This is a genomic window from Mesorhizobium sangaii (assembly GCF_014207355.1).
Classification (GTDB): Bacteria; Pseudomonadota; Alphaproteobacteria; order Rhizobiales; family Rhizobiaceae; genus Mesorhizobium; species Mesorhizobium sangaii.
On sequence record NZ_JACHEF010000002.1, the window covers coordinates 154,097 to 171,170 of the forward strand.

Consider the following 17,074-nt stretch of genomic DNA (forward strand, 5'->3'; position numbering starts at 1 on the left):
TTCACGTCCTTCCAGAAAAACGGTCCGCCCACCATGGGGCCGGATCGACGGGTTTTCCATCCTTGCGGAACTCGACATAGAGTTCCGGCGTGGCATTTCCATTCTTCGAAACCGAGGTGCTCGCCACCCGGGCCTCTCCCATCGCGCCGACCGGCTCTCCTGCGAGCACTGATTGGCCAGTCGCGACGCTGATTCTGCTCATCCCCGCCAAAACGACATGATAACCGTCGCCTGCGTTCAGGATCAAGAGTTGACCATAAGAGCGAAACGGCCCCGCATAAAGCACATTCCCATCCGCCGGCGCGGTAACGATGGCTCCCGATTGTGTCGCAACCATGTCGCCAAGCATCACCGCGCCGTTACCGTCCTCGGCGCCGAAACGCCGTTTGATGCGGCCGGTCACCGGCAATGCGATCTGCCCCTGCAGTGCCGAAAAAGGTGCCGTTGCGGCAAGCCGATTGCCTTCCGGCACCGGCAGGGACGCCAACTCCGCCGGGGTCTCCGCCGGCGCCGATGTCTTGTCGCCGTCCGCCGTCTTCTGCTCGGCGGCCTTGGCCACGTCGGCCGCCTTGCGGCTCTTGTCGGCTTCGAGCGAGGCGATCAAGTCCTTCAGGCTGCCGGCCTTGGCGGCCAGCGCCTCGGATCGCTGCTTTTCAGCGGCCATTTGCGTTTGCGTGTCGGACTCGAGCTTCTGCTTGGCCTCCAGCAGCATGCCGAGCCGCTTCTTTTCCGCCGTCTGGTCGCCAACCGCCGCCGTCAACCGCGCCCGTTCGGCCTCGATCGAGGCCGTCACCCGCGACTGCTCCTTGAGATCGGCCAGCAGGCTATCGGTCTGCTGGCGCAGTTCCGGCACCACGGCGCCGAGCAGGATGGCGCTGCGCACCGACGACAGCGCGTCCTCGGGCTTGACCAGGATCGCCGGCGGCGGGTTGAGTCCCATGCGCTGCAGGGCGCCCAGCACTTCGGCCAGCACGTCGCGCCGTGCCGCAAGCGAGGTGCGTATCTTCTGTTCCTGGCCCTTCAGCCCTTCCAGCTTGGCTCCGATATCCTCGATGTCCTGCCCGAGTTTCTGCTCGGTCATGGCCGACTGGATCAAAGCGGCGGTGATCGAGGCATGGTCCTTCTTGATCGTCGCGATGTCGGCTGCGAGCTTGGCTAGGCGCTCGGACGACAGCGTGATCTCCTTCGAGACCTGTTCGTATTCGGCGCGGCTCTGGTCGGGATCGGGGGCAAGGTCGAGCGTGTTCTCGGCCCACGCCCCATGCAACGACAGCACGACCACCGCTGCGGCGATGCCGCAGCGCGCGCGCCATGAGCCCATTCCTGATTTCCAGTCTTCAGACATTGAAGCCGGACTCTATGCGTGGCTTCGTTAACGAACCATCAACCATGTTCGAAAGCCCCCCTAAACGATATTCGAGAGCCCCAATTGGCACAATCTGGCGGCGCATTGGGGCGGAAATCCGTGCGGGTTGCGCCAATCCACCGGTTTACGAACGATGATAGGGATGGCCGGACAGGATGGTCGCGGCCCGGTACAGCTGCTCCCCCAGCATCACGCGCACCAGTTGGTGCGGCCAGGTCAACAATCCGAACGACATCACCAGTTCGGCCTGATCGCGCAGCGGCTGATCGTGCCCGTCGGCGCCGCCGATGGCGATGACCAACGCCTTGCGGCCGCCATCGCGCAGCTGGCCGATGCGTTCCGCAAAGTCTTCGGAGGAGAAATTCTTGCCGCGTTCATCGAGCAAGATCAGTGCGGTGCCCGGCTGCAACTGCCCCTGCAGCTTCTGGCCTTCGTCGCGCCGGCGCTCGTTGGCGGTCTGCGCGCGCCCCTCGGCGATTTCGGCCACGCCGGCAAATTCTAGCCCCACCGCCGGGCCGCTTTTGGCAAAGCGCTCGAAATAGCGGTCGGCGAGCTGCTTCTCGGGGCCGGCTTTCATCCGGCCCACGGCATGAACTGATACCTTCATCCTCGCCTCTATGAGCCGCTAATGCATGTTACCCAATGGTGGGAACTGGTTTTGGGGCATGCATCAAAACAAAGACGGCTCAGTGGAGGGTCTCTTCCTCGAGGTCCGGCGCCTGCCACATCTTTTCGAGATTGTAGAATTCGCGGACTTCGGGACGGAAGACATGGACGATGATGTCGCCCGAATCGATCAGGACCCAGTCGGCGCCTGCCAGCCCCTCGACGCGCGCCGTGCCGAGACCGGCATCCTTGAGCGCCTTGAGCAGGTGATCGGCGACAGCCGAGACATGACGGTGCGATCGGCCCGACGCGACGACCATGTAGTCGCCGAGGCTCGATTTCCCCTGAATGTCGATTGAGACGATGTTTTCGGCCTTGGAGTCTTCCAGACTGGCAAGGACTGTCTTGATGGCGCGGGACACGGCGTCGTTTACGCTGATCCCGGCCGGCGAAGGCATGATATCGGCCTTCTTCCGCAGTGCTGTTCTCAGTGTATTTCCTTTCGCAGCAAGAACAACCAAATCACCCCCAAAAGCAGGTGACACCACTTAGATAGGCAGAGTTCCGTTGCAGTTTCAAGACGGCGCCCTGTCGCGCACGAACGTATTGTCGGTCCCGCGGTTCCACCGCATGCCGGAAAAGATCGGAACCCATGGCGCCTGCAAGGGTTATCGGGTCGCCCACCAACCGGATTTTCCCCCATGCCCATCGACCCGCAGAACACCCTTCTCACCGTCCAGGCCGGTCTTGCGCAACTCAGCACGCTGATCGTTTCCTACGCCTTCTCGGCCATCGGCGCCGTCATCCTCCTGGTTGTCGGCTATATCGTTGCCGGCCTTGCCGAGCGTTCCATCTCCGCTGGTCTCGGCCACATCCATGGCTTCGACGCGACATTGCGGCATTTCTTCTCCAAGATCGTCCGCTACGCCATCCTGATCCTCGTCACGATCATGGTGCTAGGCCAGTTCGGCGTGCAGACGGCGTCGATCATTGCCGCCATCGGCGCCATCGGTCTTGCCATCGGCCTGGCGCTGCAAGGCACGCTGCAGAATATCGCCGCCGGCATCATGCTTCTGGCACTGCGGCCGTTCCGTATCGGCGAATCCGTCGAGGTCGGTTCGATTGCCGGCTCGATCGAGGAGATCGGCCTGTTCGCGACGAAGCTCAGGACCGCCGACGGCGTCTACATCCTGGCGCCCAATTCGACGCTGTGGAACCAGCCGGTGCGCAACTACACGCGCAACGGCGTCCGCCGCACCGACATCACGCTCTCGATCGGCTCCTGGAACGACATCGACCGCGCCCAGAAGACGCTGCTTGCCATCGCCGCCGCCGAGCGCAGGGTCAAGCGCGACCCGGCGCCGATCGCCTTCATCGCTTCATTGGGTGAGAGCACGGTCTCCATCGCCTTGCGCTACTGGACATCGGCCGCGGATTTCTTTGCCACCCAGACCGATCTCACCAAGCGCGCCAAGCAGGAATTCGACGCGGAAGGCATATCGATCCCGCTGCCGCCACCTGAAGCGCCAGCGCCGGAAGCCCGCCGGCAATAAGGCATGATCCCGAAGGCGGCTTTCGTTTTTCGGAAAAGATCATGCTCTAGCCAATCAGTTGCCCCGGTTCCGGGGCTGCTCGTCCGGTCCGAAGGCGAGTTCGACCGGCAACGGCGCCTGCGCTGTCATCGGCGCGAAACTGCCGGTCTCGGCGGCGGGGACGGCCTGCGTCGTCACCACGCGCAGAAGCACGAACAGGCAGAAGGCGCAGGCGATGACGATCGCCACATAGATGAAGGCCTGCGTCCCGAAGACGGCCGACAGCGCGGTCACGATGCCGGGCACGATGAAGCCCGAAAGCGACCAGGCAAACAACAGCGAGCTGGACAGCGCCACCAAGTCGTCCTTGCCGGCGCGGTCGGCGGCATGCGCGCTGGCCAGCGAATAGATCGATTCCGAGGCGCCATCCCAAACGATGTAGATCACCACCAGAGCCGCCAGCGCGCCGCCATCGAACCCGAGCGCGAGCAGGCCGGCGACCATGGCGAGCGCGGCTGCGGCGATCAGCACATAGCGGCGGTCGGTTCGGTCGGAAATCCAGCCGAGCGGTATCTGCAGGATCAGCGTGCCGACCGGCATCGCCGAAAGCAGCAATGCGACGTCGGCCTGGCTGTAGCCCTTGGCGGTGGCATGGATCGGCGCGAAGCCGGCGATCGACATCGACAGGCCGCCGACCGCAAGCATGCCGGCGACGCCGACCGGCGAAATCCGCCAGGCCCGGCCGAGCGCCACCGAGGCCGCTTGCGGCGGCGGCGGCTGGGCAAGCCTGGTCAACCCAACGGGCAGGATCGACAGTGCCGTGAAGGCGATGCCGATCAGCGGCGCGTCCGCGGTTCTGATGTCGACAAAAGCCAGCGTCGCATAGCCGACGCCGAGACCGGCGACATAGGCAACGTAGAAGAACGCCATCACCCTGCCGCGGATGGCATTGGCAACGGCATCGTTCAGCCAGCTTTGCGCGACAATGAACAGGCCGCATATGGCAAAGCCGTAGAGCGCGCGGGCAGCGATCCAGAGCAACGGATGCGGGCCGGCGCCGACAGCGGCATTAGCCAGCGCGATGAGTGCCGACAGCACCATGAAGGCGCGGGCATGGCCGACCCTTTGCACCAGCGGTCCGGTCAGGATGCAGCCGGCGAGACCGCCGGCCGAAAGTCCGGTGATGATCAGCCCGGCCCAGGTCGGATCGAAGCCCTCGGCTCCGAGCCGAACCGGGATATAGGCAAACATCAGCCCATTGCCGACGGCGATCAGCGCCATCGACGCGATGACGCTGGCAATCGCGATCAGCGGCGTGGGCTCATCGCCCTGCCCGGCTTCGGCGTGTTTCCTGGGGATAGTCATGCCTGCTCAGGATTGCCCATGAAACGGGCAAAGGAAGCGATAAAAGCGACATCGCTGGGTGAGCGGCTCAACCCTTGGCCAGCTTGCGGATCGCGCTCGACGACAGCGACGAGCGCGGTCCGTGGATAAAGGTCCAGGCCGGCGCCTTCATGCGAGCAAGCCTTGGCGCATCCCCTTCGTCGACGCGCGCATAGTCGAACGTCTTGGCGACCACCGACGACAGGAACGACAGTGTCGCGCCCGGACGGTCGATGACGGCGATCGGGAAGGTCATGACGATCTCGCGCCAGCGCTGCCAGCGATGGAAATCGCGCAAGCTGTCGGCGCCCATGATCCAGACGAAATCGACGCCTGGATTGCGCGCCTTGACCAGCGCCAGCGCGTCGGCGGTGAAGCGAACGTGATGCGCCGCCTCGAACGCGGTGACCTTGATCTTCGGGTTCTTGGCGATCTGCTCCGAGAGCTGCAGCCGCTCGCCGAGCGGCGCCAGTTCGCGCGTGCTCTTCAACGGATTGCCTGGCGTCACCATCCACCACAACTGGTCGAGCGCCAGGCGTCTGAGCGCGATTTCGGCGACCAGCGCATGGCCGGCGTGCGGCGGATTGAACGAGCCGCCGAACAGGCCGACAGCGAGCCCCTTTTCGGCATGCGGCATCTTGAGATAGCGGGGGGAAATAGCGTCCTTACCCTCCCCCTTGTGGGGAGGGTCGATCCGCGAAGCGGAGCGGGGTGGGGGCGTTGCAGAGTTCAGCGTTATTCCCCCACCCGGCTCGCTATGCTCGCCACCCTCCCCACAACGGGGAGGGTAAGACAAGTGTTCAAGGCCTCACCTGTCCCGACCCGTGCACGCGGTATTTGAAGGAGGTCAATTGCTCGACGCCGACCGGCCCGCGCGCATGCATCTTGCCGGTGGCGATACCGATCTCGGCGCCCATGCCGAACTCGCCGCCATCGGCGAACTGCGTCGAGGCGTTGTGCAGCAGGATCGCCGAATCGATCTCGTTGAAGAATTTTTCCACCGCCTGCGCGTCCTCGGCGACGATCGCCTCGGTGTGATGCGAGGAGAAGGTCTCGATGTGGTCGATCGCACCTGCGACGCCATCGACCAGCTTCACCGCGATGATGGCATCGAGATACTCGGTCACCCAGTCGAGATCAGTGGCCGGCTTGGCGTCGGCAAATGCTTTTAGCACCTCGGCATCGGCATGGATTTCGCAGCCAGCGGCGCGCAGGGCGTCGAGGATCGGCACCAGATGCGTGGCGGCAACGGCGCGGTCGACCAGCAGCGTCTCGGCGGCGCCGCAGACGCCGGTGCGCCGCATCTTGGCGTTGACGGCGATCCGCACCGCCATGTCGAGCTTGGCCGAGCGGTCGATGTAGAGGTGGCAGATGCCTTCGAGATGGGCGAACACCGGCACCCGCGCCTCGGTCTGCACCCGCCCGACAAGGCTTTTTCCGCCGCGCGGGATGATGACGTCGAGCGTGCCGTCGAGCCCTTTGAGCATCTCGCCGACGGCGGCGCGATCGGTGGTCGGCACCAGCTGGATGGCGTCTTCCGGCAGGCCGGCGGCCTTCAGCCCCTCGACCAGGCAGGCATGGATGGCCGCCGACGAATTGAGCGAATCCGAGCCGCCGCGCAGGATCACCGGATTGCCGGCCTTGAGGCAGAGCGCGCCGGCATCCGCCGTGACATTCGGCCGGCTCTCATAGATGACGCCGACGACGCCGAGCGGCGTGCGCACGCGTTCGATATTGAGGCCGTTCGGCCGGTCCCACGCGGCGATGACGTCGCCGACCGGATCGCTGAGTTCGGCGATTTCCCTGATGCCATCGGCCATGGCGCGGATGCGCGCCGGATTGAGCTTCAGCCGGTCCATGAACGAAGCCGACAGCCCGGATTCCTCGCCATTCGAGACATCGATGGCATTGGCGTCGAGAATATCCTGCTCGCCGGCGACGATTGCCTCGGCCATGGCGACCAGTGCGGCGTTCTTGGCGGCGGTGGTGGCGATGGCCAGCGGTCGGGCGGCAGCGCGGGCGCGGCGGCCGATATCGGCCATCAGCGCCACCGTGTCGTCCCCGGATTTTTCATGCAGCTTCAGCATGGCTCATCCTCCGCTCGATACTTGGTCGCCGGCCCGTACCTGGTCGCCAGCCCGTACTTGGTCACCAGCCCGTACTTGGTCGCCAGAATGACTCACCACAAGGTCGTCGCGGTGCACCATCGCCGAACGCGCCTCGTAACCGAGCACGGTTTCGATCTCGGCCGTCTTCAACCCTGCGATCCTTACGGCATCGGCGGCATCGTAGGCAACCAGCCCGCGCGCGATCTCGCGGCCCTCGGGCGACAGGATCGCCACCGTATCGCCGCGCGAGAAATTGCCGCTGACCAGCTTGACGCCGGCCGGCAGCAGCGACTTGCCCGACAACAGCGCGCCGATGGCGCCGGCATCGACCGTCAGCCGCCCGGCGGGTTCGAGCTGGCCGGCGATCCAGGTCTTGTAGCCCTTGACCGGATTGCTGCTCGGCCGGAAGAAGGTGGCGCGCTCGCCGCGTTCGATCGCCATCAATGGCGACAGCCGCGTGCCCGACGTGATGATCATGGCGGTGCCGGCGGCGGTCGCGATCTTGCCGGCATCGAGCTTTGTCCGCATACCGCCGCGCGACAGTTCCGAAGCGGCGGCTCCCGCCATCGCCTCGATGTCCGGGGTGATGCGATCGACCACTGGAATGAACTTTGCGCCGGGGTCGCGTGCAGGCGGTGCCGTGTAGAGCCCGTCGATATCGGAAAGCAGCACCAAAAGGTCGGCGCCCATCATGGTCGCGACGCGCGCGGCCAGCCGGTCATTGTCGCCATAGCGGATTTCAGAGGTCGCCACGGTGTCGTTCTCGTTGATGACCGGCACCGCCTTCATCTTGAGCAGCGTCGAGATGGTCGCCCGCGCGTTGAGGTAGCGGCGGCGCTCCTCGGTGTCGCCGAGCGTCAGCAGGATCTGGCCCGATTTCAGGCTCCCTCTGCCGAGCGCATCCGACCAGGCGCCGGCGAGCGCGATCTGCCCGACGGCGGCTGCGGCCTGGCTCTCCTCGAGCTTCAAGGCCCGCTTGCCCAATCCAAGGATGGTGCGGCCAAGTGCGATGGCGCCGGAGGAGACGACCAGGATTTCGGCACCACCCTGGGCCAGCACGGCAATATCGTCTGCGAGCGAGGCCAGCCAGTCCCGCTTCAGGCCCGTGGCGCGGTCCACGAGCAGCGCCGAGCCGATTTTCACGGTGATGCGCCGGTATGTCTTCAGCGACTGCATGGTCCTACTTGTCCCAGCGCGTCTCGACCGGGGCCGAGATTTGCGCCCGCGCCTCGGCCACCACCGCCATCAGCGCCCGAAGCACCGCCTCAACGCCTTCGCCGGTGACCGCCGACAACAGCATCGGCGCCCGGCCGGCGGCGCGCTTCAGCGAGGCGACCTTCTTCTTGCGCGCATCGGCGTCGAGCGTGTCGACCTGGGAGAGCGCGACGATCTCGACCTTGTCGGTCAGGCCGTTGCCATAGGCGTCGAGTTCGGCGCGCACGGTCTTGTAGGCCTTGCCTGGGTTTTCCTCCTGCGCCGAGACCAGGTGCAGCAGCACGCGCGTGCGCTCGACATGGCCAAGGAAGCGGTCGCCGATGCCGACGCCCTCATGCGCGCCTTCGATGAGACCCGGAATGTCGGCGATGACGAATTCGCGCGCGTCGATGCGGGCGACGCCGAGACCGGGATGCAGCGTCGTGAACGGATAGTCGGCGATCTTCGGCTTGGCCGCGGTGACGGCGGCGAGAAATGTTGACTTGCCGGCGTTGGGCAGCCCGACCAGCCCGGCATCGGCGATCAGCTTCAGCCGCAGCCAGATGTTGAGCTCTTCGCCCGGCAGGCCGGGATTGGCGCGGCGCGGCGCCTGGTTGGTCGAGGTCTTGAAATGCTGGTTGCCGAAGCCGCCATTGCCGCCCTTGGCCAGCAGAAAGCGCTGGCCGACCACTGTCAGGTCGCAGATCAGGGTCTCGTTGTCTTCCTCGAACACCTGTGTTCCGGCCGGCACCTTCAGCGTGACATCGGCGCCCTTGGCGCCGGTCATGTTGCGGCCCATGCCATGGACGCCGGTCTTGGCCTTGAAGTGCTGCTGATAGCGATAATCGATCAGCGTGTTCAGCCCGTTGACCGCCTCCAGCCAGACATCGCCGCCACGGCCGCCATCGCCGCCGTCCGGTCCGCCGAACTCGATGAATTTTTCGCGCCGGAACGACACCGAACCGGCGCCGCCGTCACCGGAGCGTATGTAGACTTTGGCTTGATCGAGAAATTTCATGGCTTGTGCAGTTTCTACTAGTGGCTTTGGGGCATTGCTCTAAATCTTCGGCCTTGCTCTAAACCAAGGCGCGGCGAAGGGCGAGGCCGTTTTGTGACAATGGCCGCTTGGGACCGGCTGGAGAGATGTCGGAATGAAGCTTGTAACCTACAACGTCCAGTACGGCATTGGCCTCGATGGGCAGTACGATGTCGAGCGCGTCACTGACGCCGTGCGCGGCGCCGACGTGATCGCGCTGCAGGAGGTCACCCGCAACAATCCCCGGAATGGCGGCCGCGACATGGTCGCCGAGATCGGCGAGGCGCTGCCCGACTATTTCGCCGTCTATGGCAGCAATTTCGAGGCCAATATCGGCTCGCGCATCGACAACGGCCGCGCCATCACCACGACCTTCCAGCTCGGCAATATGGTGCTGTCGAAAACGCCCATTCATCTGTCGCGCAACCTGCTTTTGCCGCGCAGCCGCAGCTTCGAGATGATGAATTTCCAGCGCGGCGCGCTGGAAGCGCTGATCGAGACGCCGTTGGGTTTCATCCGCTTCTATTCCATCCATCTCGATCACCGCAGCCCGGTCGAACGCGCCCGCCAGATCCAGTTCCTGCGCCGACGCCTGCTGAATTATGCGCTCGAAGGCGGCGCCTTGTCCGGCGTCGCCGAGATCGGCCTGCCGGAATTGCCCCACCCCGAAGCCTTCGTCGGCATGGGCGATTTCAACATGCTGGCCGGCTCACCCGAATATGTCGAACTCGCCGGCCGGCCGGACCATGAATTCGGCATGCCGCTGACCGCCGACTTTGCCGTCGATGCCGCCATGCGCCTCAATGTCACCGGCGACGATCTGGTCAGCTGGGTCGACCCCAAACAGCCCGCCAACGCTAGCCGCCATAAGCGCATCGACTACGTCTTCACTAGCGCTTCGCTGGCCAAATCGCTGAAGCGTCTGTGGGTCGACCGCCAGGCTGTCGGTTCGGACCACCTTCCGGTGTGGGTCGAACTGGGCTGATTTTTTCAACCCTATGATTTCGATGCGACGCGAGGTGCGTCGAGATTCAGGTCAGGCCGAGCCGAGAATGGTGGCTTCCGAGAACCGGAGCGGAGCGTACTTAAGGTACGTGAGCACCGGAAGCGCAGGAAACCGCCATTCGCAGGCCGGCCTCACCTGAATATCGATACACCTCAAAAATGCACCCAGTTCCTAAGGCTCGTCCAGGTCTTCCTGTCGAGCCGGTAGCGCTCGACCGGCACCTGGCCGGCGACGATCGAGTTCAACATGCCCTGGCCGGCATACTGGAAGCCGCACTTGTGGATCACCCGGCGCGAGGCCGGATTGATGACCCGCGTCGAGGCATGCAGCACCTGGATCGACGTCTTCTGGAAGGCGAGGTCGACCAGCGCATGGGCTGCTTCGGTCGCATAACCCTTCTTCCAGTAAGGCTCGCCAATCCAGTAACCGAGCTCCAGCCCGCGATCGGTGGTGTTGAGACCGGCGCAACCGACGAAGGTGTCGGTGCCGGCCAGCGTCAAGGCATAGGCAATGCCGCTCCGGCGCGACTTGGTCATGGCCAGGAAGGCGCGTCCCTCGGCCTCACCGTAGGGGTGCGGCATGCGGGCCAGCATTTCGGCGACATGGCGATTGTCGGCAAGTTCGACCAGTTGCGGAATGTCGTCTTCGCGGGGCGCCCGCATCACCAGCCGCTCGGTGACCAGGACCGGGCAGTCTATCGCGTAACTTTCGTCTTCGGTGTCTTCCGCTTCGGCAACCATGTGAAAGTCCTCCAGGCCAAGAAAAAGGGGAGATGGAAACCCATCTCCCCTGATCCTTTTCCTGGCTTTGCCAGACACCGGTTCCCGAGATGGGCGCCGGTGTTCTAGTGCGGAACCGGCTACTCCGCGGCTTTGGCAATCGGGTTGACCGATACGTAGGTTCGGCCGTTGGCTTTTTTGTTGAACGTCACGGCGCCGGTCTCGAGCGCGAAAAGGGTATGGTCCGTGCCCATGCCGACATTGACGCCGGGATGCCAGGTCGTGCCGCGTTGACGAATGATGATGTTGCCCGGGATGACGGCTTCGCCGCCGAACTTCTTCACGCCCAGACGCTTGGAATGCGAGTCGCGACCGTTGCGCGACGAGCCGCCAGCTTTCTTGTGTGCCATCTAACTAACTCCGTTGCGCCGCAAGGCGCCTAAAAGGCCTTATGAACGCGTTCGCGTTCCGTTTCAAGTCCGATTCCGGCGACCTTATCGCCAGAAAATTACTTCGCCGCCAATTCCTTGGCCTGCTCGCGCCAGTCTTTGATCTGGTCGGCGCTGAAGGGCATGTGCTCGTCGATCTTGGCGACATCCTTGTCGGTCAGCTTGGCGAGCTGGGCGAAGGTGATGATGCCCTGTTCGGCGAGGTCCTTGGCAGCGACCGGGCCGATGCCCTTGATCACGGTCAGGTCGTCCGGCTCGCCCTTCGGCGCCTTGAACAGCGGCGCTGCCGCGGTCTCGGCGGCCTTGGCCTTGGGCTCCTTCTTCGGCGCGGCTTCCGCCTTCGCTTCGGTGGCAACCTCTGCCTTGGCTTCCTTCTTCGGCGCCTTGACGGCTGCCGTCTTCGTCGGCTTGGCGCCACCCAGCAGGATCTCCGAGATCCGCACGGTGGTCAAAAGCTGGCGATGGCCGATCTTGCGGCGCGAATTCTGCCGGCGGCGCTTCTTGAAAGCGATGACGGTGCGGTTCTTGCCCTGCTCGACGACTTCGGCGGTGACCACCGCGCCATCGACGAACGGAGCGCCGAACGTGACATTCTCGCCCTCGCCATGCGCGAGCACGTGGCCGATCTCGACCATATCGCCGACATTGGCTTCGACTTTTTCGATCTTCAAGAGATCGTTGGCGGCAACGCGATACTGCTTGCCACCCGTTTTAATGACTGCGAACATTTTTTGCCTTTCGCTGTTCGGTCGGCCTTGATGAACCGCCCTGGCGGTTCGGCCGTCTTTTTGTCAGTCTGCGGGTTCAAAAAACAAGCGGCGCGGAAGAACCCTCCACGCCGATTGCGCGCTGTCCCTAACCGAAGGTTGGGTGCAAGTCAAGGCGAAGCCGTTGCCGAGGTGGTTATTAGCTCGGCAAGCATCTGGCCATGTCGACATGATCGCACGGCGTTGTCGTAGTCGGCAGGCGAGGATGCGTCGGGTGGCCGGAAATCCGTATGGGCTTGACCCCAGACATCTGCGCAAATCCGCCGCTTGTCCGGCAAGCCAAATAACTCGCGGATTGGCCTTGTAACCTGCCCGTTCAGCCGTTATCTAGTGCGCCGCGCCGGCAACGGCCGACCATGACCGCGGAGAGGTGGCAGAGTGGTCGAATGCACCGCACTCGAAATGCGGCATGGGTGCAAGCCCATCGGGGGTTCGAATCCCTCCCTCTCCGCCATTGATTTCTCGCCTAACAGATTGATTTAACAGACTATCTGTCATCGTCGTTTGCCTCCTTCCCAATGCGTTTCCCAAGGAAACTGCAACCGAAGGAGACATGGATTATGCACCGCTTTTCTGACCAGAACGAAGGCCCGATCATCGGGAGATTTTCCCGCCGCGCTATCCTGGGCGCCTTCGCATCTGTTCCAGCCATAGGAGCCGCAACCGCTGCGGCGGGAGTTTCAAGGCTTCCCGCTGCCCAACCGCCGGAACACACAGAGGAGCGCGTCATGCGCCTCGCAAGGGAGCTTTCCGCCGCATTGGAAGGTATGCACGGCGGGGAGTGGCAGGTTACTGTCGATCATTCGTTTGGCTTCGCTCTTATTGTGCAGCATGGCGCGGTGCAGTCATGAGCGACACGTCAAAAGGTCCCGTCGACGGGACGTTTCACACGATCGACGCGCTCGACAACCTCAGCATGGCAAAGCATCTGTTTTTCGCGGCGCTAATGGCGTTGGCCGACATCGATAACATGCAGGAACGCAGTGCCATCGAAGCTGTGCTGAGCGAAGGTCTGGCGAAGCTTAAGGCAGGTGTTGCGACGCTTGAGACAATCAGGACGAACGGCAAAAAAACAGCCAGACCGCACCTAATCATGCCGGTCAACTCGGCACCTTGATCGCCGCGCACGTGAAGGCTCTGGCGGAATATGATGCCGAGCCCGGAGATAACCCGAAGTCGCCAGCCGTGGCGCGGGCGAACGCGCTCGTCACCAAGACGCGCCAAGCCCTGTTCGATCATCGGCCGACGAACTTGGCCGAAGCCACGCGCAAGGGCGAGTTCATGGCATCATGCAGGACGTTCATCGAATGGGATGACTTTGACCAGGTCCAACTGATAAACGCTCTGACGCCGATGGCCGGCTAAAAGAGCCTTCTAATCATTCCGCGCACGAAACGAATCGAGCCCGCTGCCTCACGGTGGCAGGCTTTTCATTTGGCGGTGGGGACTAGCGGGATTAGCGGGCAAAATGCCGTCGCTTTCGAGTGTCAGCAGATGTGGTAAGGTTGATTGTCGGCGAGTAGCAGAGGTCCAGCAACAATGACTTTGAGACGAACCAGAGCTTACGGCACATCCGGCTTGGTTCTAGCGGTTTGCATTGTATTTGCTTGGCAGAACGCCGCTGCCGCTCAAAATTGCGACGCAGCCGCGACGCCTGGCGTCAATTGGCAGGACTGTGACAAAAAGATTCTCATCCTAAAAGGACAGGACCTGAGCGGGGCGAACCTGATCGGTGTTGATTTCACTTCGACCGACCTCAGGAACAGCAATCTCCTTGCGGCAAATTTTGAGAAGGCAACGCTTGTGCGTGCTTCCCTGGCCGACTCGACCGCCAAAGGCGCCCGGTTCGACAAAATCGAGGCCTACAGGACCGACTTCAGCCATATGGACGCGCAGGGCGCTGTGTTTACGAGCGCGGAAGTGCAGCGCTCGAATTTCCAGGACGCCAATCTGACCAATGTTGATTTCACAAAGGCGGAATTGGGGCGAGCGCAGTTCCATGACGCCGATATCAGCGGCAGCCGCTTTTCGTTTGCCAATCTCGCGCGGGCGGACTTCCGAGGAGCGACGTTCACCGCGCCGATAGACTTTGACCGCGCTTTTCTCTTTCTGACCCGTATCGAGGGCCTCGATCTTTCCAATTCGGCGGGGCTGTCCCAGTGGCAGATCAACATGGCTTGCGGAGACGCCCGGACCGAGTTGCCTTCTGGCTTGACGAGGCCTGAAGATTGGCCCTGTAGCGAGCCATAGGCTCGGCGCCGTGTCGCTGCCGGGGCTGAAATCGTCAAGCGCGCCCTTGCGGGGGCGTCTCGGAGTTCCCAAAGGCAAAGATGTCGGGCCCGCCATCCGCTTATTTCGGCAGGGTGCCAAGCCTCGTTAGCGCCAAAAAGCAAAGCCCGCTGCCTCGGGGGGAAGCAGCGGGCAAATGCAGGGCCGGAAGGTCCTGTGTGCAAGTTTCCGGCAGCGCCCGACACAAACGGCGCGGCTGGAGGTTGGTTCCGCGCCAATATCCAGCCGTCTAGTTGCCAATGGCCGTTCTCTGAAATAATCAAGCGCGCCCTTGCGGGGGCGAAGCTTGCTTGCTCCTTGACAGCAGCCCACTTACGGCGCGATGGACACCATATGTTGAAAGCCTCTAACAACCGGGAGATGGCGCGTCAGGCCGCCAGGGCGCTTCACAACGGCATGACTGACAAGGAAGATGCCGCCATCACCGCCGCCGCCCTTGCAGATCCCGATGCACAGCCTCTGCCTGATTATCTGCCCCGCAAGCCGAAGACCTCAGCCGGCGAGCGCCATACCGACGGCGATTCCGACGCCGATCGCTAGGCCTGCGGCGCCTAGCGTACCGCCTCGTTGGCCCCTCAGATGTTCCTCTCGATATGAGCCTCGATCGGATTTGGGCGCCGTAGCTCAAATCTTTTAGCTGCCATAAATGTCAGCACGATAGCCGCAGCTATCGATGCAATGACGGTGGTGGTAAGGGCTAGACTTCTCACTATCTTCACTCAACAAAGCAGCGCGATATTCCAGCCAAAAATCTCCGAATAGAAGGTGGGATGCTCGCTAGATCGAGCTTCGGCGGCGTTTGTCCCCGCGCTGCCTAAACTATGGGCATATTAGCAACTTCGCAATTAAGCCTATTGGCGGGACCAAGACTGAAGTCCCAGCCCAGCCGTCTAGCGTTGTCGATCGAAACTGCTTCCAGCCGCGGTTGCGCCGCTGCCGATCGCCTCCGAGCAGCCAAAGAGCCCGACCAGATCCCAATGCATGGAACCATGGTCCGGCCTGAGCCGGTCGATCAGCGCCTGGATATCAAGCTTTGTCGATTTGCAGCACATCGGATGCCCGCAATTGACATAAGGCGGTTTCGCGGGCGGCGAGGGTGTCGGCAATGGTCTTGCAGTACGATTTCTGACGGGCTTCTAGCGCGCCCCCTTCACCCTCATCTTGAGACCGTAAACACTGCCGGTGGCGGTGATAAAGAGCAGGTCGTTATCTTTGCCACCAAAGGTTACGTTTGTCGTCGTCTCGGGTACGTCGATTTGTTCGATCTTGTTTCCCGTTTGATCGAATACAGCCACACCAATCTGGGTGAGATAGACGTTGCCCTTAGAATCGATGGTCATGCCGTCAGAACCGAGTTTGCAAAAGACGCGTTTGTTCGTGAGCTCGCCATCTGGCTGGATATCGTAGGCATAGGTCCTACTCGCGCCGTAGTCCCCCACGTAAAGCAACTTGCCGTCGGGCGTGCCAATGATGCCGTTGGGTTTCGTCAGGTCGGTCGTGACACGCGTGACGGTCTTGTGGTCGGGCGTGACGAAGTAGACGTTTTGGCCCTCCACCCGCGTGCTGCGGTCGTGATATGAATCGAAATCAGGGTCGGTAAAATAGATGCCGCCGTCCGGACGAATCCACAAGTCATTCGGGCCGTTGAACACCTTGCCGTCGAAGTTCGTCACCAGCACCGTAACCTTCTTGTCGGGCGCAATGGACCATAGTTCGCCCTTATCGGGGGCGACGGCGATGAGATTGCCGACCTTGTCGAAGTAAGTTCCATTCGCGCGTCCCGCTGGCTTGAGCCAGTCGGAGAATTTCCCGTCTACCGCACTCCACTTAACGATACGATCGTTCGGGTCGTCGGTGAAGAACACGTTGCCATCAACATCCGCTGCCGGACCTTCGGTGTATCCATAACCTTCGCCCAATTTTTCCAACTTCGCACCAGGCGCGACGACGGAGGAATCCGCCGCGAAGATGGAACCTGTTGTGAGCAACAGAACGCCGAGAAGTGCGCAGGTGCAACCGAATGCTCTCATGAGCGGAAGATCCGGCCAAAATTGGAAACTTTCTGCGGCGTCAGCAAGAAATCTTTTCATGTGACGATTCCCTCTCAGTGTTGTCGGCTTGAACTTCCGCACGATGAATTCGAACAGGATATCCGATACCCACATGGCGGAGACGCCGATCAGGAAGGCGGCGGCGGGCCGCGCCAGAATCCTACTCATGGCGCGGGAAATCAATATCGGTGACAGGGTGGCGATCTTCGCCACTATGGGCAAGCGCATCGAGGATCGCGTAACCCTGCACATCCTCACGGCCAACAATCCCTATTCGATCATCGATCCAAAGGCGAAGCCGGGCGACAGGATGAGATTCGAGGGTGAAGTGATCTATGTCGACGAGGATCTTCGCCGTGTCACCGTGCAGGTGCTTGGCCGCGTCACGGTCGAAGCCAGTACGGTCGAACTGGTCAGGAAGTACCGGCCGCCGACCCGCTGCGGGACATGGTCGACTAACCAAACCCGAGCCCCGATTTACCACTCATTGCCTAGCCGGATTGTGGCTCTAGCTCTCTGAGCGTAGAGTACTTCCGCTCGGGGGAAGGCAAAATGTCCGTTTTTTGGG

General features: G+C 62.6%; 19 protein-coding genes and 1 tRNA gene. 8 read left to right on the forward strand and 12 right to left on the reverse strand.

Features of this window, described 5'->3' with window-relative positions; translation table 11 throughout:
* Nucleotide 1 precedes the first annotated feature (1 nt).
* The 3 genes from HNQ71_RS09870 to rsfS form a co-directional block, all read right to left on the reverse strand.
* Nucleotides 2-1,345, reverse strand: a complete 1,344-nt coding sequence (locus HNQ71_RS09870) for a murein hydrolase activator EnvC family protein (protein WP_184872416.1) — start codon at nucleotides 1,343-1,345, stop codon at nucleotides 2-4.
* A 145-nt stretch (nucleotides 1,346-1,490) separates the two neighbouring features.
* Nucleotides 1,491-1,973 carry a 23S rRNA (pseudouridine(1915)-N(3))-methyltransferase RlmH gene (gene rlmH / locus HNQ71_RS09875; protein WP_184872417.1) on the reverse strand — a complete coding sequence of 161 codons (483 nt, stop codon included), beginning with the start codon at nucleotides 1,971-1,973 and terminating at the stop codon, nucleotides 1,491-1,493.
* Between the two features lie 79 nt (nucleotides 1,974-2,052).
* Nucleotides 2,053-2,430: a ribosome silencing factor gene (gene rsfS, locus HNQ71_RS09880; protein WP_091578959.1), complete on the reverse strand. Its 378-nt coding sequence runs from the start codon at nucleotides 2,428-2,430 to the stop codon at nucleotides 2,053-2,055.
* Nucleotides 2,431-2,673: 243 nt separating this feature from the next.
* Between rsfS and HNQ71_RS09885 the strand changes: the two genes are divergently transcribed.
* Nucleotides 2,674-3,525, forward strand: coding sequence for a mechanosensitive ion channel family protein (locus HNQ71_RS09885; protein WP_184872418.1), 852 nt, complete (start codon nucleotides 2,674-2,676; stop codon nucleotides 3,523-3,525).
* A 54-nt stretch (nucleotides 3,526-3,579) separates the two neighbouring features.
* On the opposite strand, the gene HNQ71_RS09890 is transcribed toward HNQ71_RS09885, so the two are convergent.
* The 5 genes from HNQ71_RS09890 to obgE all read right to left on the reverse strand — a co-directional run bounded on the left by HNQ71_RS09890 (nucleotide 3,580) and on the right by obgE (nucleotide 9,207).
* Nucleotides 3,580-4,869: an MFS transporter gene (locus tag HNQ71_RS09890; RefSeq protein WP_184872419.1), complete on the reverse strand. Its 1,290-nt coding sequence runs from the start codon at nucleotides 4,867-4,869 to the stop codon at nucleotides 3,580-3,582.
* A 67-nt stretch (nucleotides 4,870-4,936) separates the two neighbouring features.
* Nucleotides 4,937-5,524: a nicotinate-nucleotide adenylyltransferase gene (locus tag HNQ71_RS09895; RefSeq protein ID WP_184872420.1), complete on the reverse strand. Its 588-nt coding sequence runs from the start codon at nucleotides 5,522-5,524 to the stop codon at nucleotides 4,937-4,939.
* Between the two features lie 163 nt (nucleotides 5,525-5,687).
* The gene (locus HNQ71_RS09900; RefSeq protein WP_184872421.1) at nucleotides 5,688-6,974 is read right to left on the reverse strand and encodes a glutamate-5-semialdehyde dehydrogenase; all 1,287 of its coding nucleotides are present in this window, start codon (nucleotides 6,972-6,974) and stop codon (nucleotides 5,688-5,690) included.
* Between the two features lie 3 nt (nucleotides 6,975-6,977).
* Nucleotides 6,978-8,171 carry a glutamate 5-kinase gene (gene proB, locus HNQ71_RS09905; RefSeq protein ID WP_184872422.1) on the reverse strand — a complete coding sequence of 398 codons (1,194 nt, stop codon included), beginning with the start codon at nucleotides 8,169-8,171 and terminating at the stop codon, nucleotides 6,978-6,980.
* Nucleotides 8,172-8,175: 4 nt separating this feature from the next.
* Nucleotides 8,176-9,207, reverse strand: a complete 1,032-nt coding sequence (gene obgE, locus HNQ71_RS09910; RefSeq protein ID WP_111548380.1) for a GTPase ObgE — start codon at nucleotides 9,205-9,207, stop codon at nucleotides 8,176-8,178.
* Nucleotides 9,208-9,340: 133 nt separating this feature from the next.
* Here obgE and HNQ71_RS09915 point away from each other — a divergent pair, with 133 nt between their 5' ends.
* Complete coding sequence (locus tag HNQ71_RS09915; RefSeq protein WP_184872423.1) at nucleotides 9,341-10,210, forward strand: endonuclease/exonuclease/phosphatase family protein; 870 nt, start codon at nucleotides 9,341-9,343, stop codon at nucleotides 10,208-10,210.
* Nucleotides 10,211-10,383: 173 nt separating this feature from the next.
* Here the strand turns inward: HNQ71_RS09915 and HNQ71_RS09920 are convergent, their stop codons facing one another.
* From HNQ71_RS09920 to HNQ71_RS09930, 3 genes are all read right to left on the reverse strand, one after another.
* A complete protein-coding gene (locus HNQ71_RS09920) occupies nucleotides 10,384-10,971 on the reverse strand; it encodes a GNAT family N-acetyltransferase (protein ID WP_184872424.1) in 588 nt (195 codons plus the stop codon).
* A 119-nt stretch (nucleotides 10,972-11,090) separates the two neighbouring features.
* Complete coding sequence (rpmA, locus tag HNQ71_RS09925) at nucleotides 11,091-11,360, reverse strand: 50S ribosomal protein L27 (RefSeq protein WP_013529063.1); 270 nt, start codon at nucleotides 11,358-11,360, stop codon at nucleotides 11,091-11,093.
* 98 nt (nucleotides 11,361-11,458) lie between these two features.
* Nucleotides 11,459-12,127: a 50S ribosomal protein L21 gene (locus HNQ71_RS09930; protein WP_184872425.1), complete on the reverse strand. Its 669-nt coding sequence runs from the start codon at nucleotides 12,125-12,127 to the stop codon at nucleotides 11,459-11,461.
* A 403-nt stretch (nucleotides 12,128-12,530) separates the two neighbouring features.
* On the opposite strand from HNQ71_RS09930, the gene HNQ71_RS09935 reads away from it, so the two are divergent.
* The 5 genes from HNQ71_RS09935 to HNQ71_RS09955 all read left to right on the forward strand — a co-directional run bounded on the left by HNQ71_RS09935 (nucleotide 12,531) and on the right by HNQ71_RS09955 (nucleotide 14,995).
* A tRNA-Ser gene (locus tag HNQ71_RS09935) sits at nucleotides 12,531-12,620 on the forward strand.
* Between the two features lie 393 nt (nucleotides 12,621-13,013).
* A complete protein-coding gene (locus HNQ71_RS09940) occupies nucleotides 13,014-13,283 on the forward strand; it encodes a hypothetical protein (RefSeq protein ID WP_184872426.1) in 270 nt (89 codons plus the stop codon).
* Nucleotides 13,280-13,531, forward strand: a complete 252-nt coding sequence (locus HNQ71_RS09945; RefSeq protein ID WP_184872427.1) for a hypothetical protein — start codon at nucleotides 13,280-13,282, stop codon at nucleotides 13,529-13,531. Before HNQ71_RS09940 ends, HNQ71_RS09945 begins: the two co-directional genes overlap by 4 nt.
* A 174-nt stretch (nucleotides 13,532-13,705) precedes the next feature.
* A complete protein-coding gene (locus HNQ71_RS09950; RefSeq protein WP_184872428.1) occupies nucleotides 13,706-14,416 on the forward strand; it encodes a pentapeptide repeat-containing protein in 711 nt (236 codons plus the stop codon).
* Nucleotides 14,417-14,788: 372 nt separating this feature from the next.
* On the forward strand, nucleotides 14,789-14,995 hold the full coding sequence (locus HNQ71_RS09955) for a hypothetical protein (protein WP_184872429.1): 207 nt from the start codon (nucleotides 14,789-14,791) through the stop codon (nucleotides 14,993-14,995).
* 596 nt (nucleotides 14,996-15,591) lie between these two features.
* On the opposite strand, the gene HNQ71_RS09960 is transcribed toward HNQ71_RS09955, so the two are convergent.
* Complete coding sequence (locus HNQ71_RS09960) at nucleotides 15,592-16,674, reverse strand: SMP-30/gluconolactonase/LRE family protein (RefSeq protein WP_210333859.1); 1,083 nt, start codon at nucleotides 16,672-16,674, stop codon at nucleotides 15,592-15,594.
* On the opposite strand from HNQ71_RS09960, the gene HNQ71_RS09965 reads away from it, so the two are divergent.
* On the forward strand, nucleotides 16,673-17,026 hold the full coding sequence (locus HNQ71_RS09965) for a hypothetical protein (RefSeq protein WP_184872430.1): 354 nt from the start codon (nucleotides 16,673-16,675) through the stop codon (nucleotides 17,024-17,026). The genes HNQ71_RS09960 and HNQ71_RS09965 overlap by 2 nt on opposite strands.
* The last annotated feature ends 48 nt before the right edge of the window (nucleotides 17,027-17,074 follow it).